Origin of the sequence: Sphingobium sp. SJ10-10, from assembly GCF_036038995.2 — a bacterium.
In the GTDB taxonomy this organism is placed as follows: Bacteria; Pseudomonadota; Alphaproteobacteria; order Sphingomonadales; family Sphingomonadaceae; genus Sphingobium.
Map to the genome: position 1 here is coordinate 1,281,719 of NZ_CP158132.1, position 21,922 is coordinate 1,303,640.

Here is a 21,922-nt window from a genome sequence, read left to right on the forward strand (position 1 = left end):
ATGCGCCTTTCCCCCCTGTTCCGTCAACGGCCTATCGACTTCAACGCGCGATCGAGATCCTCGATCACATCGTCCGGGTCTTCCAGGCCGACATTGAGGCGCAGCATATCCTCGGTGATGCCGACCTCCAGCCGCGCCGCTTCCGCCATGCCATAATGGGTGGTGGAGGCCGGATGCGTCATCAGCGAGCGCGAGTCACCGATATTGTTGCTGATGTCGACCAGTTCGAGACCGTTGAGCAGGCCGTGCGCCTCCGCCCGGCCGCCGCCGACATAGAGCGAGAAGATAGGACCGGCCATCTCCATCTGTTTCATGGCGAGGGCGTGCTGCGGATGGCTTTCGAGGCCCGGATAAAGAACCTTCGCCACCCGGCCTTCGAGGAATTTCGCAACCTTGAGCGCATTCTCGCTCTGGCGGCGGATACGTAGGTCGAGCGTCTCCAGACCCTTCAGCACCACCCAGGCGTTGAAGGCGCTGAGCGTCGGTCCGGTGTTGCGGTGGAACGGCAGCAGCGTGTTGATGATGAAATCTTCAGTGCCGCAGATCGCGCCCGCCAGAACGCGGCCCTGCCCGTCCATCATCTTGGTCGCGCTATAGGCCACCACGTCCGCCCCGAATTCCATCGGCCGCTGGAGCGCGGGCGTCGCAAAGGCATTGTCGACGACGCTGACGATGCCATGCGCCTTCGCAATGCCGCAGATCGCAGCGAGGTCCGCCACATCCATGGTCGGGTTGGCGGGCGTCTCGAAGAAGAAGACCTTGGTGTTGGGGCGGATCGCCGCTTCCCATGCCGCATTGTCGGTCGCGTCGACGGTGGTCGCCTCGATCCCGAACTTGGGCAGCAACGTGTCGGTCAGCCAGCGGCAGGAACCGAACAGCGCCTTGCCCGCGACCACATGGTCCCCCACCGAAAGCTGGCAGAGCAAGGCCGCCGTCATCGCCGCCATGCCGGTCGCGGTCGCGCGACAGGCTTCGGCGCCTTCCAGCAAAGCGATGCGCTGTTCCAGCATCTCCACCGTGGGGTTCTGGAGGCGGGAATAGGTCATGCCCTGCTGCTCGCCCGCGAAGCGCATCGCGGCGTCTTCCGCCCGGTCGTAGCTATAACCGCTGGTCAGAAACAACGCTTCGGAGGTTTCCCCCCATTCGCTGCGCGCACTGCCGCCGCGCACCGCCAGAGTGGCGGGACGCCAGTGCTTGGTGATTTCGGGGTTCTGCCCGCTCTTGCGCTTCATTTGCTTACCCTCAGACCCCCATATTCAGACCAGCGCCGCCAGCACGGCATCGCCCATTTCGACCGTGCTCATCGTGCCGCCCAGATCGAAGCTGCGCGCGCCATTGGCGAGCGCCTTGGCGACGGCGGCTTCGATGCGGTCGGCCTGATCGGCCAAGTTCAGCGAGTAGCGCAGCATCATTCCCGCCGACAGGACCGTTGCGAGCGGATTGGCCTTGCCCTGCCCGGCAATATCGGGCGCGGAGCCGTGGATCGGCTCATACAGGCCCTGATTGCTGTCGTTGAGCGTGGCCGAAGCCAACATGCCGATGGAGCCGACGCACATGCTCGCCTGATCGGAGAGGATGTCCCCAAACATATTGCCGGTGACGATCACGTCGAACTGGCCCGGATTGCGCACGAGCTGCATCGCGGCATTGTCGACATACATATGGCTCAAGGCGACATCGGGATAGTCCGCCGACACCTCGATCACGACATCGCGCCAGAGCTGGCTCGTCTCCAGCACATTGGCCTTGTCCACGGAACAGAGCTTGCCCCGGCGCGCGCGGGCCGCCTGGAAACCGCTATGGGCGATCTTGCGCACCTGCTCCTCATTATAGGACATGATGTCATAGCCTTCGCGCAGGCCTTCGGGCGTCTTGCGCATGCCCTTCTCACCGAAATAGACGTCGCCATTGGTTTCGCGCACGATCAACAGGTCGATGGCGCTTGCCACCTCCTTCTTGAGCGCGGAGGCATCGGCCAGTTCGGGGAAGACCTTGGCCGGGCGCAGGTTGGAGAAGAGGCCCAGTTCCTTGCGCAGACCCAATATCGCCTGCTCAGGGCGCAGATGCCGCTCCAGCGAGTCGCAATCCGGATCGCCCACCGCGCCGAAGAGGATCGCGTCGGCGCGCTTGGCGAGGTCCAGCGTTTCCGGCGGCAACGGATGGCCGACCGCCTTATAGGCCGCGCCGCCCACCAGGCCTTCCTCATAGGTGATGCCGGGGATCGCCAGCGCATCCAGTACGCGCTTCGCCTGCGCGACGATCTCGGGACCGATACCGTCTCCGGGGAACAGGGCGATCAACATGGGGCACCTCCTACAAACGCGTCGCCGCCCCTTATGAAGCCGCCGCCGCCAGCGCAAGCGTTTAGGCGAGGGGGGAGAAGGAGGCGCGGCGTGTTCCTACGAAGGCAGGAACCCAGTTCCAACGTCTCAGCTGGGTTCCTGCCTTCGCAGGAACACCAACCGCTAAAATTCAGGCAACCGCTCTTTTCAGCCTGTCCACCAAGCGCTCCCGCGCGGCGAGCACATCGATCCGCCAATCCGTGAGTACGGACCGTTCGAGAAAGAAGCCGGTCAACCGCAGGCCGTCCAATATGGCAGGCCAATCCCCTGCCCCGCCCTCCAGCAGAAAAGCGGGCAAGGGCAGCAGCCGGTCCTCATAACCGGCGGCGCCCGCGCGGCTGACCGCCGCCGCGCTGCGCGGGCTGACATAGGCCAGATCGTCATTGCCGCCCATCGCGGCGCAGCGGGTCAGGTCCAGTCCGAAACCCAACTCGGCCAACATCAACAATTCATAGCGGATCAGCGCCACCGCCCAGCCTCTTGCAGCAGGCGCCGCCTCCACCGCGCCCAGCACGCCGTCCAGCGCCTGGTAAAGCGCCGGATAGGGCGTTCCTTCCGGCAAGGCGACCGCCGTCAGCGCGCAGGCCCAGTCGATCGCCGCCGCCGGCAACGGTTCCGCCAACAGGGGCGCGCGGCTATGGTCCAGTTCGACGGTCAGCCCGGCCAACTGCTCCTCCGTCCTGGCGCGAAACTCGGCCTTGACGGCATTGCCCGGCAGCAGGACGGGACGCATCTGACGCGAGCGCCCGCCCCGCACATAGCCGGGAAGCAGGCCATGATCGGGCGTCAACAGCCGCGCGATCGCTCCATGTTCGCCATGGGGCCGCAGGGCGCAGACAAGGGCCGGGGTGATCAGCGTCGCCATGCCGCCTTCATATCGGCCAATGGCCCGCCGCGCCATCCGCGCCCTGCATGGATCATATTGTCCCGAAATCGTGCAGAATCGCGGTTTCGCAGTCTTCTGCCTTTCGATATAAGTTGCTTTTCCATCAGGTCATGCCCACAATTATCGCCGGGGACTTGTCGGGGGACAAATTTCGCCATGTATCACATGCCCTTGGCGTCATCGTCCGCGATGGACCACCTGGTGCTTTGGCTGGGACGTTCACCGACGCTGGGTTTTGCCATATCCCGCGTCGCCTTTGCGGCTGCCTCGACCTGGCAGATCGCTGCCATGTTCAACAATGAGCCGGATTTCGCCCATACGGCGTTGCTGCTGAAGGCAGCCGTCTGGACATGGACGGCGATCAGCATCGCCCAAAATTCGTTGACGCCGCCGCTGGGGCTGCTGCTGCGTCCCGTTTTCCTGATATTCGACCTGATCATCTTCCTGACGATCATCGTGCTGTGCGAACCCTTGCAGATCGCGGCGCTGGGATGCCTGTTCTTCGTCGCATGGTCAGCATCCGACAGGTTCGGCCGCGGGGCTCTTGTCATTTTGGGGCTCTGCCTGGTGGTCGCCTTCATCGCGCGCGGCTATTATGAAGCATGGGCTTCGGCGCGGCATGTACCGGCGGTGGATCGCGCCATCGACAGCCTGACCATCGTCATCGGCTGCGTCATCGCGGCATCCATGTTGAGCATGAATATCCTGGAGCAGCGGTTGATAAGCTGGACTGAGCGGCTCCAGGGCGTCGGCCTCTCCTTCCAGAAATCGCTGGCGCAATTTCTGGTGGAGCAAGTCTCCCAGTTGATGAATTCCCGCTATTGCGCGTTCGTCTGGGAAATGACGGACGATACCGCCGTCCATTGCGAATTGGCCGATGCGGAGGGCGTGCGCCATCTCCTCCTGCCGCAAAAGCAGATAGACGGCCTGTCGAACGTGACGCCGCGGGAAGCGCCCTTCCTCTATTCCACCCAATCGCCCCGGCTGCTGCTGCGCAGCCGCCTCGGCATATTGCGCAACGAGCGCGCGGCGGACCTGACCGAAACCATATCGGACGTGTTCGGCCCCGGCCAGGGCGTAAGTTTCCACGTCCAGGCCGGCGAACTGCGCGGGCGGCTATTCATCGGGACAAGCCATGGCTGGTCGCCCGCCGTGCTGCTGCGGTGCCTGCGCATACAGGAAGGAATCGACCTTTTCCTTGAGCGGCATTTCTTCTTCCTCGCCTGGCGCCAGCGGACCTTTGCCGAAGCGCGTCAGGCGCTGAGCCGCGATCTGCACGACAGCGTGCTGCAAACGCTGGCGGCGCTGCGCGTCCGGCTCGTGACCACGATCCACGGCATGTCCGATGCCGGCATTCCCGACAAATTGGCGGAACTCAAGTCGATAGAAGAGTTGGTGACGGCCGAACAGGCCCATTTGCGCCGCCTGCTCAGCCAGCAAAGTCCGGTTCCAGCGGAAAGCGATGTCGACCTGGGTCGGGAGGTGGAACGCTGCTGCCGCTTCATCGCGCTGCAATGGGCGATCGACTGCCGCCTGAACCTGGTCGAGCGCTCCATGACCGTATCGGCCGAAACGGCGGCGGAAGTCGAATATCTGATCCGCGAAGCAGCCGCCAACGCCGTCAAACATGCCCATGCCCGCCACATCACTGTCTCGATCGCCCAGGTCGACGATGAAATATTGATCGCGTTGAAGGATAATCCAGGACCACAGGCCATCGCCAAAGAAAGCTATACCGGGGATTTCGAACTCCAGTCGCAGTCGATCATGAAGCGACTGGGCAAGATCGGCGGAACGGCGTACTTTCATAACTTAAGCATGAATTCACTTATTTCGATCAGGTTACCCTCCTCTTTACCAAGGTCTCCGATATGATGGCCCAGATTGCGATAGTCGACGATCATCCGATCTTCCTGGATGGCATGGCGCAGTTCCTGAATTCCCACGGCCATGACATCTTGTTCTGCGCCCGCTCGGTGGAAGAGGCGCTGGAACGGATGCAGGCGGGCGAGCCGGACCTGCTGATCCTGGACGTCAGCATGAAGAGCGGCGGCGGCCTGGCGATCCTTTCCGCCATCCGGGGCAGCGGCAGCACGGTGCCGGTCATCTTCATGACCGTGCATATCCGTCCGGAACAGACGCTGGAAGCGATCAAGCTGGGCGTCGACGGCGTCGTGCTGAAGGACAGCGACCCCAACGACCTGCTGTCCTGCATTCAGCAGGTCATGGGCGGCAACAAGAGCATCGCGCCTTTCGTCATGGAACAGGCCTTGGTGCACAGCATTTCCGCGCCCGCCAATGACACCAATGTGCTCGCCGTGCTGACGGATCGCGAACTGGAAATTGCCGGCCTGATCCGCGCGGGCCTGCGCAATCGGGAGATCGCCGGGCGTTGCGGGCTGACGGAGGGCACGGTGAAGGTGCACCTGCACAGCATCTTCCAGAAGCTCAACATCAAGTCGCGCTCGGAGCTGATCATCATGATGATGACGATGGACAGCGAAATGCCTGCCGTCGGGATGGAGCAGTAAAAGCCCAAAAAGGGATGGAAGGCGGACATCATTTCCGTCATCCCAGCGACCCGAAGGGCGGCATAGCCAACGCTGGGATGACGATATTATCAAACGTCCGCTTCTGGCGAGTAACCGCCGAAAGCTTCAGCGCAGCCCCTGAATGAAATCAGGCAAGCGCGCGACCCCGCTGGGATTCGGCCCCACCATATACAGCGCCATGATCGTGCCAAGCGCGATCGCCACGCCATAGGGTATCGGTCCCTTTTGCGCGAACAGCGCGACCGAGGAACCTTCCCGCACGCTTTGCGGCACCATCCGGCGTCCGGCGATGATCAGCAGCGCCAATATGCCTCCACCCACGGTGATGTAGACGAACCAGGGAACGCCCCCCTGCCAGTCGAACCAGAGGGCGCAGGCACTCATCAGCTTGATGTCGCCGCCGCCCATCCAGCCCATCGCAAACAAGCCGCAGCCCAGCGCAAACACCGCCAGAAAGACGGTGCCGTTGCGCCAGATATCATTTTCCCAACCCGTCACCGCAACCCAGACGGCATAGAGGCCAACGACCAACAACGGAAAGATGTTGGATATGCGCAGGCGCGCCATGTCCTCGACCGCCGCGGCGATCAACAGGAGAGAAACAGCCAGCAGAACCACATCCTTGATCATTGCCGTGGGGTCTCCATGGTGGCGAGCGCGGCGGCCGCTTCCGGCACGAAGCCGTCCGCTTCCGTCATGGCGCGGCTGAGATAAGCCTGGGCTTTGGGCAAGTCGCCCATGCGCATCGCAACCTGTCCCGCATTGCTGAGCCGCCGTCCCCATTCATCCGCCGTGTCGGCGGCACGGCGGCGAATCTCCTGCCCCGACATGACATAGGCGGTGTCGCCATTGGTGACGATCCGCACATCATCCGGCGCCTGTTCGCGGGCTTTGTCGAAGATCACTGCCGCCTTGTCCGGCTTGCCCTGCTTGAGTAGCGAAAGGCCGTAATTGTTGAGAATCTGCGCCGGCTTGTCCGTCAATTGGAACGCCCGCTCATAGGCGGCGGAACTCAACGCCCAGGACTGCGCCTGATCATAAGCCACGCCCAGCGCATTCCATGCCCGCCAGCGATCAGCGCAGACCCCCACGGCCCGGCGCAGTGGCTCCAACGCCTCCTTTGACCGGCCAAGCCGCAACAATGCTATCCCCTGGCCCTCATCCACCCGGCAATCCTTGAGCCCACCCTGGACAAGCGTAGAGAAGCGCGCCACCGCCTCCTCATCGCGGCGCTTCTCCAGCGCCATGCGCGCAGTCGCAATCTCGATCGGCTGAAGATCCCCGTCCTGCGCATGCGCACGCCACTGGGTCAGCATCGCATCTGCCTGGATGATCCGCCCGCCATCGATCGCCTCATCCACCAGCCGGGCATAATCCAGCGGCGGTGAAGGCGGCAGAGCGGGGACCGCCCCAGCCGAAGGGACGGCCGCCGACAGAAGCAGCGCCCAGATCATCCCCGCGCGCCCTTCCGCCCGGCAGGGCGCATAAGGCTTTTCCAGAGCCGTTCGAACAGGTCGTCGCGACCCTCCGCATTGGCCGTTTTTTCATTCATGACCGGACCGGCAGCTTCACCCGCCGTCCCGGCGAGCTTTGGCAGCGCCTGCGTTTCAGCTTTTACGACAGTGATGATCGGTGCCGTCAGTTCGCGTTGCGCCTTCGTCTCGGCCACGGTCACGATCCGGGTCGTCAGTTGCGGCTTGACGCGTTCGGCAGGAAGCGCCGTCTCCATCGTCCGCAACCGCACCTCCCCCAGCGAGACGCGCTCCAGTTCCACTCCCGCCAGTTGCGCCGGTCGCGCGGCAGGAGCGGCGGAGGCCAGTTGCGCCAATGTCGGTCGCATGGCCATGACCATGCCAGCCGTCCCCGCGCCCGCCTGCGCCAGCAGCGCGTCAGCCTCCCCCTTCAGCCCCTGCGCCGACAGGCTGCGAGCAAAATTGCGAGCAATGCGCGCATCCTGCGGCGCACGCGCCAGAGCCAGTTCGAAAAATTCACGCGCCAGATCATGCCGCCCCATGGCCGCATAGCTGATCGCCACGCCGTTCAGGCCATGCGCATCCGTCGGATCGTTGCGCACTGCCCGGCGAAAGGCGTCCAGAGCCAGCGCATATTCCCCTCGCGAAAACAGCAGGTCGCCACGCGCCAGCGCATCCTGCGCCGGGCCGCTCGACTGCTGATTGACGGGCCGGATCGAGAGGACGCCCTTTTGCCCCGAACTGCACGCCGTCGTCGCAATGATGAGAGCGATTACTATCACAGCTTTGTTCATGGTCCCCCCTCCCCTCAATTCCTAATGGCTCATCACCGGCAAGATATCCCGCACCACGCGGACGATCGCGGGCAGCATCAGCACCCCGATCATCACTGGCAGCATGCAAGCGACCAGCGGTACAGACAACAGCACCGGCAGGCGATGCGCCTTTTCCTCCGCACGCATCCGCCGCTTCTCGCGCATTTCCGACGCATATACGCGCAGCGTCTGACCGACGCTCGACCCCAGTTGGTCGGATTGGATCAGCAGCGTCGCGAAAGAGCGAATCTCATCCACGTCAACATCGTCGGCCATGCGCCGCAGAGCGTCCTGCCGGCTGCGTCCGGCGCGCAATTCCAGCACCACCTTGCCCAAAGCCGCCGATACCAGAGGATGCGATACGGCCAGCTCCCGGCCGACACGGTCCATCGCCGCCTCAAGACCCAGACCCGCTTCGACGCAGACCAACATCAGATCAAGTCCATCAGGAAAGCCGTTGATGATCGCTTCCTGTCGCCGGGACGCCTTTGCCGAAATATAGAGGTTCGGCATGTAAAGCCCGGACACAGCGAGCAGCGACGCGACCAGATAGAGGGTAAACGGGGTCGGCGGCTCGGGATTGCCAAGCGACGTCAGAACGAAAATCCCTGGGAGGGTAAAGGTCAGCACCAGCCGGAAAAAGGTGAAGAGCTTCGGCGCATCCGGCGAGACATAGCCCGCCGCGATCAGCCGCCGGCGCAGGCTGTCATTATTGGTGTCGACCAGCGAGATGCCCATCTTCTCGATCCGGTCGATGAGCTTCTTCCACTCGCCGTTGTTCCGTTCGCCGCGGAGCGTCTGGCTGCTATTTTGCGCGGCATTGCCGCCTTCCCCGACCAGGTCGAGCCGCCCGCGCACCCGCGCATTGCGCAGGACAACCTCCGACAGGCCGAAAACCAGCGCGACGATGGCGAAGAACAACAAGCCAAGAATGACAGGCCGCAACTGGATCATGAGCGCCGAATTCAGCATCGCATCATACCTTCAGGTCGACCATGCGGCGTATCGTGACGAAGCCGATGATGTAGAGGAGAATAAGGCCAGTGAAGCCGATGATGAACATGCTGTCCTGCGCGACGTCCAGATAAAAGGCCGGGTTGACCAGGAACAGCCCGCAAAAGGTCAGGATCGGCAATGCCGTCAGCATCACGGCGGTCATCCGCCCTTCCGAACTCAGCGCCCGCACCTTCATGAAGAGGCTCGCCCGCTCGCGGATCACTGCGGAGAGATTTTCGAGGATTTCGGCCAGGTTGCCGCCCGTCTCGCTCTGCACCGACAGGGAAATCACGAACATGTGCATCTCGTTCATATCCCACCGCTCCGCCATTCGCTGGAGAGCGTCGCGCAGGTCGGCGCCATAGGTGACTTCATCGACGACGATGCCGAATTCGCTGCCGATGGGATCGCGCATTTCCTTGGTCAGCAGTTCGAGCGCGGCGGCGATTGGATGGCCCGCGCGCAAGCCCCGGACGAAAGTGTCGAGCGCGACCGGAAATTGCTCCTCCATCTTCTTGCGCCGCCGCTGGGCCAGCCGCGTCAGCACCATCAGCGGCAGGGCAATCCCAAGCGCGCCCGCAAAGGCCGCCGCCATCACGAACATACCCGCCGTCAACGCATAGCCCGACGCCATGCCGCCGACCATCACCAACAGGAACAACACGCCCGCCGCGATCAGCATCGCCATCAACACGGTACGCGCCGGGAACGTCAGCCCCGCGCCATGCAGCACCCGCATGATCCCCAACCCGGCCCGCCCAAGCAGGGTGGAGCGGTCGAAACCGAGCGCTTCATCGCTGCGCCGCAGCTTGGAAAGGACGGTGCTGCGTTCAAAGCCCGCGGCGATCATCTTCAAGCGCCGATTGACGACGCGATCGGTCGTCGCCCGCGCACGCAGCCAGCTCGAAATACCTTCGATCGTCAGCATCACCGCCGCGAACAGCAGGATAAGGACGAAGACGCGGATATAGAGCGTGTTCATCAGTGTATCACCGCATCGGGACGGAAGAGTTCGGCGGGCAGGTTGATCCCCCGATCGGCCAGCTCACTCATGAATTTGGGACGGATGCCGGTGGCCTCGAAATGGCCCCGCACCATATTATTCTCATCGCGTCCGGTCATCTTGAAGCGGAAGATGTCCTGCATGGTGATGACCTCCCCTTCCATGCCGGTGATCTCCGACAAGCTGAGCAAGCGGCGGCGACCGTCGGCCAGACGCCCGACCTGCACCACCACGTTCAGCGCCGAAGCGATCTGCGCCCGTGCCGACCGAGGCGAGATCTCGATGCCGCTCATGCCGATCATTTGCTCGACGCGGGACAAAGCGTCGCGAGCGGTATTGGCATGAACAGTGGTCATGGAACCGTCATGGCCGGTGTTCATCGCCTGGAGCATGTCGAACGCCTCCCCGGCGCGAACTTCGCCCACGATGATGCGGTCGGGCCGCATGCGCAGGGCGTTCTTGACCAAGTCCCGCTGCGTGACTTCGCCGCGACCCTCGATATTGGGGGGGCGGGTTTCCAGCCGCGCGACATGGCGCTGCTGCAATTGCAGTTCGGCAGAATCCTCGATGGTGACGATACGCTCATGCTCGTCAATGGCAGCCGACATGGCGTTGAGCAGCGTCGTCTTGCCCGAGCCGGTGCCACCGGAGATCAGCACATTGCGGCGCGCCTCCACCACGGCCGCAAGCACCTGCGCCATAGGCGCGGGCACGCTGCCCAATTCGGTGAGCCGCGCCATGCTGATCGGTATCTTGGCGAATTTGCGGATGGAAAGCAGCGACCCGTCGATCGCGAGCGGCGGCACCACCGCATTGACGCGGGATCCATCGGCCAGGCGCGCGTCGACAAAGGGCGAAGCCTCATCGATCCGCCGGCCGACCGCTGCCACGATCTTCTGGATGATGCGCAGCAAATGCTTTTCATCCTTGAACCGGGTGGCGGTTTCGACCAGCCGGCCATTGCGCTCCACGAACACGACCTTGTGACCGTTCACCAATATGTCGGTGATGCTGTGGTCCTTCAGCAGCGGCTCTAGCGGACCCAGGCCCAGCAGCTCGTCCAAAATGTCCGACACCAGCCGTCGGCGCTCTTCCAGATTGAGCGCATGTTTTTGAAGCGCCAATTGTTCATGGACGATTTCACCGACCTCGACTTCGACCTGCGCCCGCGACATGGTTTCCAGCGCGGAGAGGTTGATGATGTCGATCAGCTTCTGATGCAAAGCGACCTTGAGGTCGGTATGCCGGTCCTCTTCCCAGTGGACGACCTCCGTCTCGGTCGGTCCGACTTCGTCCCGCGGGTCGCCCCGCCCGGCTTCCCCTTTTCGGATCTGCCACATCAGCTTTTCTCCGCCTGACGCTCGGCCTCGGCCGCCTGAACGCAACAATCGACAATATCCTGCAAATCCTTGCAGATGCGGCTGCGCGCCTTCAATTCCTGGATCAGCACGCCCTGATCGAGCGCAGAGCTGACCAACGGGAAATCATTGGCGATGCTCAGCTTCACCGGATGATCCAGCGCCGCAGCCGCGTCCTCCAGACCAATGGCGCGGAAGAATTTCTTCTCCACGCGATTGGCGATGACATGGATGCGCGAAGGATCGATATCCTGATCGCGCAGCAGCGAAATCTGCCGCCGCGCCTGCCGCAAGCTGGCGATGGTGAGTTCGCACACCAGGAACACGACCTGCGAGCGCGCCACCAGCGACATCGACCAGTTGGTCCAGTTGCCCGGCAGGTCTAGATAGACCGTATCGAAATTGCGCTGCGCCAGTTCCACGATGCGGAAGATCTGATCGGCGTTCACCGCCTCGATCGGCATGATCTCCGGCGGAGCCATTACCAGACGCAGGCCGGTGGAGGTTTCGAGGGTGACGGTCCGCAACAGATCATTATCGACGCGATTGCCCGCGTTGAGAAGGTCGGCCAGCGTCAACGGCGAGGAGATGCCCAGGAAGGTGCCCGCATTGCCGAACTGGATATCCAGGTCGAACAGACAGACTTCGGCGCCATTCTGCTTGACGGACCGGGCGTGGAGGCTGGCGGCCTGCGTCGCGATGGTGGTTGCGCCGACGCCGCCGACGCTCTTGATGATCGATACGAGCTGGCCGGTCCTGACCTCATCCTGGCGGGTCGCGGCGATGCGGCTCCTCAGATCGTCCATGATCGCCGCGAGATCATGAGCGCGCAGCGGCAATTCGATGACGTCGTTGATCCCGCTGCGCAGCAAGGCGCGCACGACCGCAATCTGCGCATCGCGCACCGCCGCCACCAGCATCAGCTTGGGATGCGCCGCCCGCAGTCCCGCGAGCCGCACCATGGAGGCTTCATTGTCAGGCTGCACCTCGATGATGATCGCCTTGGCGTCGGCGGCGAGTTGCTGCGGCACGGGTGCTGCGGCAGCCAGCATGGAGAGGGTCAGCGACTGGCCGGTCAGCCGGTCGCCCAATATGTCGGACGCCTGCACCTCCTGCTCCGACAGGATGAGGTGAAGCCCCTCATCCCCGATATTGAGGGTCCAGCTCTCGGCGGGTTCCGCTGTGTTTGTCACGATGCCCAAGATCTTGTCCCTCAATTTGCCACCGTACCCTGGCCGTCTTCCATGGTGAGAGCGGCGCTGAAACTGGGTAAGGTTATGGTGCCTGCAAAAAATCTGAAAAGGAGTGGCCGGAAAGTCAGTTGCTTGAGCGACACCTTTACCAGCGGCGAAACGTCCGATCCATTGGGATCGCCGGCATAGCCGAGGCCCGAATAATCATAATCGACCGTTACATTGGTCGAACCGATTTCCGGCATGAACAATCGCATCCGATTGACGATGTTGTTGAACGCCGTGAGGGCATTGGCACTGCTGCTGACAAGCGGACTTGGACAAGTCGCGCCGGTCTTGCAGGAACAACTCACCGCGCCGGCGTTGATAAGGCAGGACGCGCCGCCGAAGGACGACTGCGGAATGGCGTCCCCTTGGGTCAGCCCGCCGTTCACCACAAAACTATAGGCTGCAAGACCATTGGGAACCATATCCGTAGAGACGGCATAACGCACACCCATCTGCGTCGCTTTTTCGGCACGGTTCCATGTCCACATCAACCGTCCGACGTCAACAATACCCAACAGGAAGATGAGCAGCAGCGGCAAGACCAACGCAAACTCCGCCGCCGAAGAAGCGCGGGTATCATGGGCCAGGCGAGCGAGCCAGCGCATCATATCCCTTGCACCGTGGCTTCGGATTCAGAAACCAAGTTCAGCGTTGTGCTGGTAAAACCGAGATTGTTGAACAGCGAGGTATAAGGCACCGTTGCCGACACCTTGACCTTGGGGACATTGGACATCCCGTTATAGATGCCCGAATAATTGCCGCCAGTAATCGCAGTACAACTCATGGTTACGGACACAGTCGTCGCCGTCGTCCAGCCCGCCAACCGAGCCGTTCCGCCACTGGCGATCTGCCCCGTACGCGTCAAGTTGCGCGTTTTATCGACGACATCGGTCGACACATTATTAGGGCAGGTGAAGTCGGCAAACGATCTTCGCGAAGCGTAGCGCGCGCCATCACGCACGGCTTTAGCCACCACATGCTCGCTTAGGAAATAATTGCCGAGTTCGAAGGAACCGAACATCAAAACAATCAGAAACGGCGTCACCAGCGCCATTTCCGCAGCGGCGGCAGCGCGGTTGCATGTGAACAGGCGAGAGAGAAAAGTTCGCATCGCCGTCACTCGATCAGATAGGGGACGGAACGTTGGATAACCTGGGGATTGCTCGCTCCGTTCGCGCCACTCCCTGTATCGCCTATGACTTCGACATATACTTCCTTCTTGTCGGTATAAACATTCTTGCCTTTACCTCTGTCTATGGCTGGTTCCACCAGGAACACGTCAAGCCACTTTACGGGATCAATACCCGTTGTCTTGCCATGCAGGTTGAGCGCTCGGCAGTTGAGAACGGCTACAGAGATACGCCGACGATCTATGCCGGCTGAACTGGGCGTTATGCCGGCGACCCCGTTTGCGGGGGAACCGAAACCCCAGTTGTTGCCGCTTAAAGGCTGCCCAACACCAATCCCACGGGAGTTGGTACCCACAACCACGGTGGGATGCGCCACTTCCCAATTATAGACTTCGTACCGCGTGGCGCCTGCGCCTAGCCCTGTCCCAAAGGTCCATGCGGCCTCATTCGTCCATCCATAGTTGACGCGAAAATAGGCGTCTCGATCCCATGTGCCACTTCCGACAGTACCGCATGTCTGTGCGCTTTGCTGCACCGCGTGACAAAGATCGCGGGGATAGCCCATTATGTCCGGGTCGGTCGCACCACCAGTGGACGGCAGTGGAGCAACGCTGTCAGGCCGATAAGGACTTGCCGAAACACCAAAGCCGTTGCTGTTGTTACAGGTGCTACCATTGTTGGAATTGCACACCAGATCCTTGCGCGTATTGCGGGAAGGGGAACATGTTCCGCCATATTGGGACGGACAGGTGCTGCCGTTGGCATAGACATCAAAGCGCGTATTGAGTGAATCCAGAACGGAAGTGCTCATGCCCGTTTTCGTGGTTACACCGTCGGTCTGCTGGCAGTCCGCTTGAATGGAGTCATAGCCAAGCGCCGCTGCGAGGCCGTTTGCGCCGTTCGAGAAAGCGGCTTCCAGCCAGCCGAAATTCCCCGGAGCGTCGGCATTGCCTGTGATGAGTTTCAGGCCAACGCCTCGCGTCGCGTTGAAGGTCAAATCCTCATTACTATTGCCGGTCGGCTCATCTGGATTGCAGATCATGACGGGTGGCACTTTACAGATGGCCGATCCCACACCAGCATAGGCCTTCGCGGACAACGCACCTGAAGACAAAACAGACACGATCGGCGTCAACGCAAAGCGGGCCGTGCGGGAATTCACTGTGATCTCGACAAAATTGGCATCCGCATCGGTCAGCGTCCCCGTGTCGCTCCGATCCTTGTTCTTGTAGAATTTGATAAAGCCGGTACGATCGCAAGCCGCCTCATTCTGGATCGTCACGGCAAGACCGCTGGCATTACCATCATTGGCAAAGCGGGCGTCGTTACGGATAAGGGCACTCGCTGCACTGGCCGCGCGGCTGCATGCATTCGCCTTACCATCAAGCTGTGTCGCTGCCGCCAGAGCCGCCTGATCCGCTGCGTTCTGCAGCTCGGAATCAAGACTGGCCATCCGCGCATAATCAAAGGCGATGCCACCCGCCGCGATCAGGCCGAAAAGCGACAGCGCAACCGTCGGCGCAACCGCGCCGCTGGTCGACTGCAACAGACTTTTCCGCCGGGCAGACATGGGATCACTCCTTCTCTCTCGGTCAGTTGGCACCACCACCACTGCCACCCCCACCGGTGCCACTGGTCGTACGAATCGACTGGGCCTTTTTCACCTTGTCGGTGCGATAGCGCTCCACCGCTGCGGCAGAACGCTGACCATCGCCGCCCTCGACCAGCGTGCCCTCATAATGCGGGTCGGGATTGATCACCTGCATCGCATAATTGCTGCGCACCGCTCCGCCGAAAGTCGGGTCATTGGCCGTGCAACCAGCCAGCAGCGGCAGCAGCAGGGCCGAACCAAAACAGATTCCGCGCATCACAAATCTCCTGCTCACAGCTCATATCCGCTGGGCGCCTTGCCCGATGCGGGTGCTTCCTTTGCCGGCGCGGGCGCATTCTTGGGCGCTTCGGGCGGCATTGCATCCGGGTTGAGTGGGTTGATGCCCACCGCCTTGTCCGTCCGTCCCATCAGGAACAGGTCCAGCTCATGCGGCGGCCTGACCCGATCGGTGGGCAGGCTGACATCCTCCGCCCGCATCGGCTTCACCAGGCGCGGGGTCACGATGATGACCAGTTCGGTCTCGCTCTTCTGAAAGCCGCTCGACCGGAAAAGCGCGCCGATGATGGGGATGGAACCCAGGATCGGGAACTGCCGCACGGTATCCTGGAAATCCTTGCGCAAAAGCCCCGCCAGAGCGAAGGACTGTCCATCGCGCAGTTCCAGCGTCGAACTGGCCCGGCGGGTCTGCAACCCGGGAATGGTGAGGCCATTCACCGTCACCGATGCCGAAGGATCGATGGAACTGACTTCCGGTTCCACCACCAGATTGATGATGCCATCCTCCAGCACGGTGGGCGTGAAGCCGAGGCTGACGCCGAAAGGCTTGAACTCGATGGTGATGGCATTGCCGCCATTACCGCCCCCGCTGCCGCCGCTATTGCTTTGCGCCACCGGGATCGGGAACTCGCCGCCCGCCAGGAAGGATGCCGTTTCACCCGAAAGCGCCACCAGCGTCGGCTCGGCCAGCGTGGTCACGACGCCCTTGCGCTCCAGCGCGTCGAGCGCGCTGGTGAGGTTGAGGCTTCCTATCGAGTAATTGGCGGCGCCGATGCCGAAGCTGTCGAGGATCTTGCCGAGATCCACGATCGGCCTGCCATTGGCATCGGACAGAATCGCGGAAGATTGCGCAGCGTTGCCGATGCCGCCCACCACCTTGCCACTGTCGGACAAGAAAGCGGTGTTGATGCCGAACTGCTTGGCCGCACCGCGTGACATTTCGGAGAAGCGCACTTCCAGCATCACCTGCTGCGCCGCGCCGACCGAGAGCATGTTGACGACCTTGTCCCCGGCATAGGTCTTGGCGATCTGCACCGCCCGATCGACCGCCGCCGCGCTGGACACCGTGCCAGTCAGCACCACCGAGTCATTGGACATGCGCGCGCCGATCGGCTGGCCGGGCAGCAGTTCCGACAATTGCCGCTTCAACGTCACCACGTCCGGCCCGACCGCCACATCGACTACCGCGATCAACATGTTGCGGCTGTCGTAGAGCGTCAGGCTCGTCGTACCCGGCTTCTTGCCCAGCACATAGACCGACCGGTTGGTCATGGGCAGGATGTCGGCTATTTCCTGATTGCCGATCAGCGCCTTTGAAAAGGGCCGGTCGACGGTCAGCACCTGGCTCTTGTTGAGCGGCACGTCAAGCTGACCGGCATGATTGGCGTTGCTGACGTTGAGCGAGGCGATCTGGGCCTGCGCCTGCATGGGCAGCAGCGACGCTCCGGCGCTCAGCGCCAGGAAGAACGCCTGCATCGGCAAAGACTTAGCGGGAACCATAGCGCTTCACCTCATAGCTGGTGCCGGTCATGCCGCGCACGATTTCGACCGATGCGGTTGACGGCAGGGCGTTCGTGTTCTTCGGCACCGCGCGGCGCGTCGGACGGAAGGCGGACGCGGGGCGCGGCGGCAGATAGGCGAGGTCGGCAACGCGGCCCCGCGGGCCTGCATAGCCGCCGACATAAGCGCCGTCGCGCAGATCCTCGATGCCCACGGTTTGCACCGCCGGATTGGGTTTGTCGGTAAGGTTGCGCAGGACCAGGGTGAGCTGGCCGACCTGCTGGGCCAGAACCAGCTTCTGCGCGTCGACCTGGTTGACCTCCAGCGTGGCGGTCTTGCCGACGGCCGGATCCTTCGACGTGTCGTTGGCGTTCTGGTCGATGGCGATCACGCGGGTTCCTTGCAACAGGACGTCGGTGATCTGCTGGCTGCCAGCGACGGGGTCCGTCAGCGTGCGCGTGACGAAGACATCGACGGTATCGCCGGGAAGCACGAAGCCGCCCGCGGCGGCCACATCGCTCACGCGCACGGCGACCGCGCGCATTTCGGGAGCGAGCACGGCGGACATCGTTGCGCGCCCGCCTTCGCCCGAAAGCTTTGAGGTCAGGATCGGCTCGCCTGGCTCGATCTGGCGCAGAACGACCCGGCCCTTACCGAGCGAAGTCAGTTGGATAGGATCGCGGAAAGCGCCCGGCGGCACCGAATTGGCGGGCCAGTCTACCACGCGTATCTTTTCGGCGGTCACCGCCGATCCGAAGGGCAGGGACACGGTCGCCACGACGACCTTCGCCATACCGCCATCTGCTTGCGGCGCCTTTTCGGCGCTGGTCAAATAGGAGTTGGCGATGAAAACGGCTGCGAGGCCCAGCAATATTGCGAGGCCTAGAACGATAAGTGATCTGCGCTGCCCCACGACAACTCCCCCCCGGAATTGAAGGTTACGGGAAGGCCAGCAAAGTAACCGGCCTTCCCATCTTTATGAATTTAGCAGTTCGCTGCAGGCGCGTTGCCGGTACCCACCGTCGCAACGCAGTTGGTGGCAGCGTTCATAGAGTTCTTGATCGCGCCGCCCAGGTTCCAGGCAGCCAGGGCAATGCCGGTGCCGACAATGGCCAGGATCAAAGCATATTCAGCAGCCGACGCACCGCTTTCGTCAGCCCAAAGATTCTTGAAAAAAGTCATGTCTTTTACCCCTATAGCTATTGTTTAGCAGGTCGGCGCCACATTCGTGCCAACCGTCTTGATGCAGTTGGTGGCAGTGTTCATCGAATTCTTGATCGCCCCACCCAGGTTCCACGCGGCAAGCGCAATGCCGGTGCCGACGATCGCCAGGATCAATGCATATTCAGCAGCCGACGCACCACTCTGGTCAGCCCACAAGCTCTTCACAAAAGTCATAACTTTTACCCCTAGTAGCTGGGAGCAACCCCCAGTCGCTCTTGCTCAGCTCCACGGTAGGGGCCTGTCCACCTCGCGACCCCGGCGTCGGTATCCTCCGATCGCCAGGCAGTTGGCAGTTCCCGTAGAACTTGGGATCAAATTGAACCAAAGCAGATGCAAGTCAACACGGTAAAAAAAGTGTATATTTATCAATAGCTTATTGCAATTTTTTGTTAACCTTTTCTGGAAACCAGAATTGTTACCCTAAGTAAACGACATCATTTTTAAATATATCTTTGGATATATGTCTTTAGAAAATTATAGTTTGTTTTGGGCTTTACTACGATCTTCATTTCATCCGGTCTTTTCAATTCCAACTAAAATCCAGAGTTACATGGCTAATTCCATTTTTTTACTTATACAAAATGGAAGCCGTTCATAGATAAAGAAAATGCTATTTGACTGGATAGTTGGGAAAAAGGATAAGAATTGCCTGCGCGGCTAATACCTTCGTTGTAGGCTATTCGGCGCGTGGACGTCCGACGACTTGAGATGAAAAACCGCCAAGACCCGCACGGCTCATCGCGAATCAGCCGCGACTCGTCGCGGGAAGATCAGGAAAATAAAGCCATTTAAATCTGTCCCGTTTTGGGAAAAAGCGCCGGTTCGCGTTACTTTACGCTGACACGTTGACGGAAGGTGACATTCACCCGATCCGACAGCAACAAATAGGGAAGCCAGATCGCGGCGCTGATCAGCACCTTCTTTACATTGCCTGTCAACATGTCGAGCAATGCGGCATCCACGCCGTGCGGCACATTGTCCATCCCGGCCACCAGCTTGGCAATGCTGAGCTGCGCCAGCAAATCCACACCCCACACCATCACCAGAAAGCGCGGGAACAGCGGCGCCAACCGCAGCGCCATGGCGAAGGCGAACATGTAAAGGCTCGACAGGATCACCACATCGGCCAGCATCACGCCGTAAAGGCCAATGAACCACGACGGCGAATAGCTGCCCAGCGCAGGAATGGAGCTGAGAAACTCCAGCGTCCGCACCGGCACATTCACCGCGATCCCAATGAGCAGCGACGCCATCACGCCATAGAGGCCGAATTGCGACATCTCCCGCGCTTTCAGGCAATCGAGTTTGCGCCAGCGTCCCACCTGCGCCAGGCGGAAGGCGGGCTGCGCATGGACTCGTCCAGCCGGAAACAGCTTCAACCCCAGCAGCAACGAGCCGACAGGCGCGCCCACGACCAGCAGATAGGGCAGCAGCCCCGTCCCGCTCGCCCAGGGGGTTCCATCATAGGGTGTAGCCGGAAAGGCCAGCCGCAGGCCGCAGGCAAAGGCGGCGGCCAATATCCAGATGGCGACGATCCGCTCCAGATTGACCTGCATTGACAGCACGACGGCCACGCTCTTGCGATAGAGATGGTCCTTTACCACTCGCACCATGGAAACCGGACCTCCTTCGAACGCTAAGCCTGGTCGCGACTATCCGCGATCCTGGTAAACGCCCGGTAAATGCGCGGCCGCGCGGAAAGTTCTGCCCGGCAGTCCTAAATATGGGGAGGCGGCTGGAAAAGCGAAACCCCGGCCTGCGCTCATTTCCGCGGAATGGTGATGCGGATCGTCGTGCGTCCGCCGATATTCTGAAGGAAGACTTCGCCGCCCAGCGCCTGAATACGCCGCATCAGCGAGCGTGAGGGCACCGCCCCGCTCGATCCCAGCCGCGCCATGTTCGGCACGCCGTCATCGCTCACCTGAAGGGCGATGCGGTTGCCATCAGGCTCCAGCAAGAAATCGATCGCGCTCGCCCCCGCGTGGCGCACCGCATTGGCAACGATCTCCCGCACGGCGAAGCTTAGTTCCCGGCCGATCATCGCGCTGGTCGCGCAATTGCCATCCTCCACCTTCAGGTGACAGCCTATGCCCCATTGCTCGCCCAGCGACCGCACGACCATCGCCAGCGTTTCGGGCAGATAGGCAAAATCCTCCTCATCGGCTTCGGGGTTGATAATCCAGCGGATCGTGGCGATCTGGTCTTTTGCGATGCGGTCGACATTCTCGATCACGGCGCGGGGCTCGACCTGCCGACCGCCCAACAGCGGCGCGATCTGGAAACGGATGCTGGCCAAGGCCTGCAGGACGCTGTCATGCAATTCCCGCTGCAACCGCTCCCGCTCGCGCGCGCCGGCGATGACATGGGCAAAGTCCAGGCTGTTGCGGACCGTCAGTTCCTCGCAAGCGCTTTCGAAGACCCGCTGCGCGATGGCGGCCCGATCCTCGTGGAAGGGATCGCCCAGGCAAGCCGCGCCCACCGCTTCGAAGGTGCCGATCGTCACCCGCACGGTCAGCACCGTCTTCGTATCCAGCAACGCGGTCCACGCCTGCCCGCCCGCCGACAGCGTGCCCAGCATGGGAATCCCGTCGGCCGACAGCGAAATGGACGCACCCCTCGACCGGTCGTGCCAACCAGTGCCCGCCGTCAACAGATTGCCCAAACCGATGGACGGCATCTCCCGCGCCGCGCTGCTGGCGAAGCGCAGGGGTTCATGGCTGGCCATGCGAAACAACACCGCGACGGCATCCCCTCCGGTCGCGAACCTCAGCGCCTGAAGCAGGAAAGAGCCATGATCGCTCTTGCCGGTCGGCAATTCGCCCTCCAGCAACCGCTTGCCCTTCTCGAATTCCAGCAATGTTTCCCGCCGCGGCCCGAGCAGCGCGCCCGTCACCAGGATCGCCACCGCCAGATAGCAGGCCCGAAGCACCAACCGCTCCACTTCAGGCTCTGCCGGCAGAGAGGCAATCTCGTCGATCCATGTGGCACCGACCACTATGGCGCCCCCCAACAGGGCGACCAGCAGATGGAGTCGTCGCCGCACGATCAGCGCCACTTCCATCGCGACGAAGAAACCGCCGGAGAAATAAGGGCTGTTGGAAGGGTTCGTCACCATTAGCAGAGCGAGGAACAGCAGCGTATCCAGCAATACCACCGGCCTGCGAATCCGCATGTCCGTCACCCAGGAGCGTGACGACAGGAACACCGCCGAAAGCGCCAGCAACAGCATGAGGAGAACCAGCACATGCTCGGCCACCTCCGCCCAATGGCGGACGCTGGAGAAGGTGAAGCTGACGAAGGCATAGATGACGGCCAGCAACAGGCGAGTGAAATCCAGCGTCTGCCAGGGGCGGAGCGCCGACAGGGCGCGCATATCCCACCAGCTCAAGCGCATCGCGAGTTCGCTCCGCCCATTCATCGCGTGAAGCACATCCCCTATCCGACCCTGAGGCTTTATGCCTTTTCAGGCTGCATCTTATGGAAAGGAAATCATGCGGCGGTCAAATGGCGATCCG

General features: G+C 61.8%; 22 protein-coding genes. 2 read left to right on the forward strand and 20 right to left on the reverse strand.

The annotated features are described in order from the left end of the window. Positions 1-23 precede the first annotated feature (23 nt). The 3 genes from VVT58_RS06075 to recO all read right to left on the reverse strand — a co-directional run bounded on the left by VVT58_RS06075 (position 24) and on the right by recO (position 3,207). A complete protein-coding gene (locus VVT58_RS06075; protein ID WP_327752134.1) occupies positions 24-1,232 on the reverse strand; it encodes an aminotransferase class I/II-fold pyridoxal phosphate-dependent enzyme in 1,209 nt (402 codons plus the stop codon). A 24-nt stretch (positions 1,233-1,256) separates the two neighbouring features. Further along, complete coding sequence (gene leuB / locus VVT58_RS06080; protein WP_327752133.1) at positions 1,257-2,303, reverse strand: 3-isopropylmalate dehydrogenase; 1,047 nt, start codon at positions 2,301-2,303, stop codon at positions 1,257-1,259. 169 nt (positions 2,304-2,472) lie between these two features. Beyond that, positions 2,473-3,207: a DNA repair protein RecO gene (recO, locus tag VVT58_RS06085; RefSeq protein WP_327752132.1), complete on the reverse strand. Its 735-nt coding sequence runs from the start codon at positions 3,205-3,207 to the stop codon at positions 2,473-2,475. Between the two features lie 210 nt (positions 3,208-3,417). On the opposite strand from recO, the gene VVT58_RS06090 reads away from it, so the two are divergent. Both VVT58_RS06090 and VVT58_RS06095 read left to right on the forward strand, forming a co-directional pair. Next, positions 3,418-5,103, forward strand: coding sequence for a histidine kinase (locus VVT58_RS06090; RefSeq protein ID WP_327752131.1), 1,686 nt, complete (start codon positions 3,418-3,420; stop codon positions 5,101-5,103). Then, a complete protein-coding gene (locus VVT58_RS06095; protein WP_066556198.1) occupies positions 5,100-5,759 on the forward strand; it encodes a response regulator transcription factor in 660 nt (219 codons plus the stop codon). The genes VVT58_RS06090 and VVT58_RS06095 overlap by 4 nt, the downstream gene beginning before the upstream one ends. Positions 5,760-5,885: 126 nt before the next feature. Here VVT58_RS06095 and VVT58_RS06100 read toward each other — a convergent pair whose 3' ends face one another. The 17 genes from VVT58_RS06100 to VVT58_RS06180 form a co-directional block, all read right to left on the reverse strand. Then, the gene (locus VVT58_RS06100) at positions 5,886-6,410 is read right to left on the reverse strand and encodes a prepilin peptidase (protein ID WP_327752130.1); all 525 of its coding nucleotides are present in this window, start codon (positions 6,408-6,410) and stop codon (positions 5,886-5,888) included. Further along, on the reverse strand, positions 6,407-7,234 hold the full coding sequence (locus VVT58_RS06105) for a tetratricopeptide repeat protein (RefSeq protein ID WP_327752129.1): 828 nt from the start codon (positions 7,232-7,234) through the stop codon (positions 6,407-6,409). Before VVT58_RS06105 ends, VVT58_RS06100 begins: the two co-directional genes overlap by 4 nt. Then, positions 7,231-8,046 carry a tetratricopeptide repeat protein gene (locus VVT58_RS06110; RefSeq protein WP_327752128.1) on the reverse strand — a complete coding sequence of 272 codons (816 nt, stop codon included), beginning with the start codon at positions 8,044-8,046 and terminating at the stop codon, positions 7,231-7,233. Before VVT58_RS06110 ends, VVT58_RS06105 begins: the two co-directional genes overlap by 4 nt. Before the next feature lie 21 nt (positions 8,047-8,067). Next, complete coding sequence (locus VVT58_RS06115) at positions 8,068-9,039, reverse strand: type II secretion system F family protein (protein WP_066556191.1); 972 nt, start codon at positions 9,037-9,039, stop codon at positions 8,068-8,070. A 4-nt stretch (positions 9,040-9,043) separates the two neighbouring features. After that, positions 9,044-10,045, reverse strand: coding sequence for a type II secretion system F family protein (locus VVT58_RS06120; RefSeq protein WP_066556188.1), 1,002 nt, complete (start codon positions 10,043-10,045; stop codon positions 9,044-9,046). After that, positions 10,045-11,406 carry a CpaF family protein gene (locus VVT58_RS06125; protein WP_066556187.1) on the reverse strand — a complete coding sequence of 454 codons (1,362 nt, stop codon included), beginning with the start codon at positions 11,404-11,406 and terminating at the stop codon, positions 10,045-10,047. The genes VVT58_RS06120 and VVT58_RS06125 overlap by 1 nt, the downstream gene beginning before the upstream one ends. Continuing rightward, positions 11,406-12,617: a pilus assembly protein CpaE gene (locus VVT58_RS06130; RefSeq protein WP_327752126.1), complete on the reverse strand. Its 1,212-nt coding sequence runs from the start codon at positions 12,615-12,617 to the stop codon at positions 11,406-11,408. The genes VVT58_RS06125 and VVT58_RS06130 overlap by 1 nt, the downstream gene beginning before the upstream one ends. A 20-nt stretch (positions 12,618-12,637) precedes the next feature. After that, the gene (locus VVT58_RS06135; protein WP_327752125.1) at positions 12,638-13,273 is read right to left on the reverse strand and encodes a TadE/TadG family type IV pilus assembly protein; all 636 of its coding nucleotides are present in this window, start codon (positions 13,271-13,273) and stop codon (positions 12,638-12,640) included. Beyond that, positions 13,270-13,776 (reverse strand): TadE/TadG family type IV pilus assembly protein, encoded by a 507-nt coding sequence (locus tag VVT58_RS06140; RefSeq protein ID WP_327752124.1) that lies wholly within the window; start codon positions 13,774-13,776, stop codon positions 13,270-13,272. Before VVT58_RS06140 ends, VVT58_RS06135 begins: the two co-directional genes overlap by 4 nt. A gap of 5 nt (positions 13,777-13,781) precedes the next feature. After that, the gene (locus VVT58_RS06145) at positions 13,782-15,365 is read right to left on the reverse strand and encodes a pilus assembly protein TadG-related protein (RefSeq protein WP_327752123.1); all 1,584 of its coding nucleotides are present in this window, start codon (positions 15,363-15,365) and stop codon (positions 13,782-13,784) included. 22 nt (positions 15,366-15,387) lie between these two features. Beyond that, positions 15,388-15,663 carry a hypothetical protein gene (locus VVT58_RS06150; RefSeq protein ID WP_327752122.1) on the reverse strand — a complete coding sequence of 92 codons (276 nt, stop codon included), beginning with the start codon at positions 15,661-15,663 and terminating at the stop codon, positions 15,388-15,390. Positions 15,664-15,677: 14 nt separating this feature from the next. Beyond that, positions 15,678-17,183: a type II and III secretion system protein family protein gene (locus tag VVT58_RS06155; RefSeq protein ID WP_327752121.1), complete on the reverse strand. Its 1,506-nt coding sequence runs from the start codon at positions 17,181-17,183 to the stop codon at positions 15,678-15,680. Continuing rightward, positions 17,170-18,096 carry a Flp pilus assembly protein CpaB gene (cpaB, locus tag VVT58_RS06160; protein WP_087575395.1) on the reverse strand — a complete coding sequence of 309 codons (927 nt, stop codon included), beginning with the start codon at positions 18,094-18,096 and terminating at the stop codon, positions 17,170-17,172. Before cpaB ends, VVT58_RS06155 begins: the two co-directional genes overlap by 14 nt. A gap of 71 nt (positions 18,097-18,167) precedes the next feature. Beyond that, positions 18,168-18,365 carry a Flp family type IVb pilin gene (locus VVT58_RS06165; protein ID WP_242122816.1) on the reverse strand — a complete coding sequence of 66 codons (198 nt, stop codon included), beginning with the start codon at positions 18,363-18,365 and terminating at the stop codon, positions 18,168-18,170. A 24-nt stretch (positions 18,366-18,389) separates the two neighbouring features. Continuing rightward, positions 18,390-18,581, reverse strand: a complete 192-nt coding sequence (locus tag VVT58_RS06170) for a Flp family type IVb pilin (RefSeq protein ID WP_066556169.1) — start codon at positions 18,579-18,581, stop codon at positions 18,390-18,392. A 653-nt stretch (positions 18,582-19,234) separates the two neighbouring features. Continuing rightward, positions 19,235-20,020 carry a DUF2569 domain-containing protein gene (locus VVT58_RS06175; RefSeq protein WP_327752120.1) on the reverse strand — a complete coding sequence of 262 codons (786 nt, stop codon included), beginning with the start codon at positions 20,018-20,020 and terminating at the stop codon, positions 19,235-19,237. A 149-nt stretch (positions 20,021-20,169) separates the two neighbouring features. After that, complete coding sequence (locus VVT58_RS06180) at positions 20,170-21,825, reverse strand: histidine kinase (RefSeq protein ID WP_352000032.1); 1,656 nt, start codon at positions 21,823-21,825, stop codon at positions 20,170-20,172. Positions 21,826-21,922 lie beyond the last annotated feature (97 nt).

Excerpts from the sequence above, each read along its gene's own strand:
- VVT58_RS06075 (WP_327752134.1), bottom strand. The coding sequence starts at position 1,232 with ATGAAGCGCAAGAGCGGGCAGAACCCCGAAATCACCAAGCACTGGCGT.
- leuB (WP_327752133.1), bottom strand. The coding sequence starts at position 2,303 with ATGTTGATCGCCCTGTTCCCCGGAGACGGTATCGGTCCCGAGATCGTC.
- recO (WP_327752132.1), bottom strand. The coding sequence starts at position 3,207 with ATGGCGACGCTGATCACCCCGGCCCTTGTCTGCGCCCTGCGGCCCCAT.
- VVT58_RS06090 (WP_327752131.1), top strand. The coding sequence starts at position 3,418 with ATGGACCACCTGGTGCTTTGGCTGGGACGTTCACCGACGCTGGGTTTT.
- VVT58_RS06095 (WP_066556198.1), top strand. The coding sequence starts at position 5,100 with ATGATGGCCCAGATTGCGATAGTCGACGATCATCCGATCTTCCTGGAT.
- VVT58_RS06100 (WP_327752130.1), bottom strand. The coding sequence starts at position 6,410 with ATGATCAAGGATGTGGTTCTGCTGGCTGTTTCTCTCCTGTTGATCGCC.
- VVT58_RS06105 (WP_327752129.1), bottom strand. The coding sequence starts at position 7,234 with ATGATCTGGGCGCTGCTTCTGTCGGCGGCCGTCCCTTCGGCTGGGGCG.
- VVT58_RS06110 (WP_327752128.1), bottom strand. The coding sequence starts at position 8,046 with ATGAACAAAGCTGTGATAGTAATCGCTCTCATCATTGCGACGACGGCG.
- VVT58_RS06115 (WP_066556191.1), bottom strand. The coding sequence starts at position 9,039 with ATGCTGAATTCGGCGCTCATGATCCAGTTGCGGCCTGTCATTCTTGGC.
- VVT58_RS06120 (WP_066556188.1), bottom strand. The coding sequence starts at position 10,045 with ATGAACACGCTCTATATCCGCGTCTTCGTCCTTATCCTGCTGTTCGCG.
- VVT58_RS06125 (WP_066556187.1), bottom strand. The coding sequence starts at position 11,406 with ATGTGGCAGATCCGAAAAGGGGAAGCCGGGCGGGGCGACCCGCGGGAC.
- VVT58_RS06135 (WP_327752125.1), bottom strand. The coding sequence starts at position 13,273 with ATGATGCGCTGGCTCGCTCGCCTGGCCCATGATACCCGCGCTTCTTCG.
- VVT58_RS06140 (WP_327752124.1), bottom strand. The coding sequence starts at position 13,776 with ATGCGAACTTTTCTCTCTCGCCTGTTCACATGCAACCGCGCTGCCGCC.
- VVT58_RS06145 (WP_327752123.1), bottom strand. The coding sequence starts at position 15,365 with ATGTCTGCCCGGCGGAAAAGTCTGTTGCAGTCGACCAGCGGCGCGGTT.
- VVT58_RS06150 (WP_327752122.1), bottom strand. The coding sequence starts at position 15,663 with ATGCGCGGAATCTGTTTTGGTTCGGCCCTGCTGCTGCCGCTGCTGGCT.
- VVT58_RS06155 (WP_327752121.1), bottom strand. The coding sequence starts at position 17,183 with ATGGTTCCCGCTAAGTCTTTGCCGATGCAGGCGTTCTTCCTGGCGCTG.
- VVT58_RS06165 (WP_242122816.1), bottom strand. The coding sequence starts at position 18,365 with ATGACTTTTTTCAAGAATCTTTGGGCTGACGAAAGCGGTGCGTCGGCT.
- VVT58_RS06170 (WP_066556169.1), bottom strand. The coding sequence starts at position 18,581 with ATGACTTTTGTGAAGAGCTTGTGGGCTGACCAGAGTGGTGCGTCGGCT.
- VVT58_RS06175 (WP_327752120.1), bottom strand. The coding sequence starts at position 20,020 with ATGGTGCGAGTGGTAAAGGACCATCTCTATCGCAAGAGCGTGGCCGTC.
- VVT58_RS06180 (WP_352000032.1), bottom strand. The coding sequence starts at position 21,825 with ATGAATGGGCGGAGCGAACTCGCGATGCGCTTGAGCTGGTGGGATATG.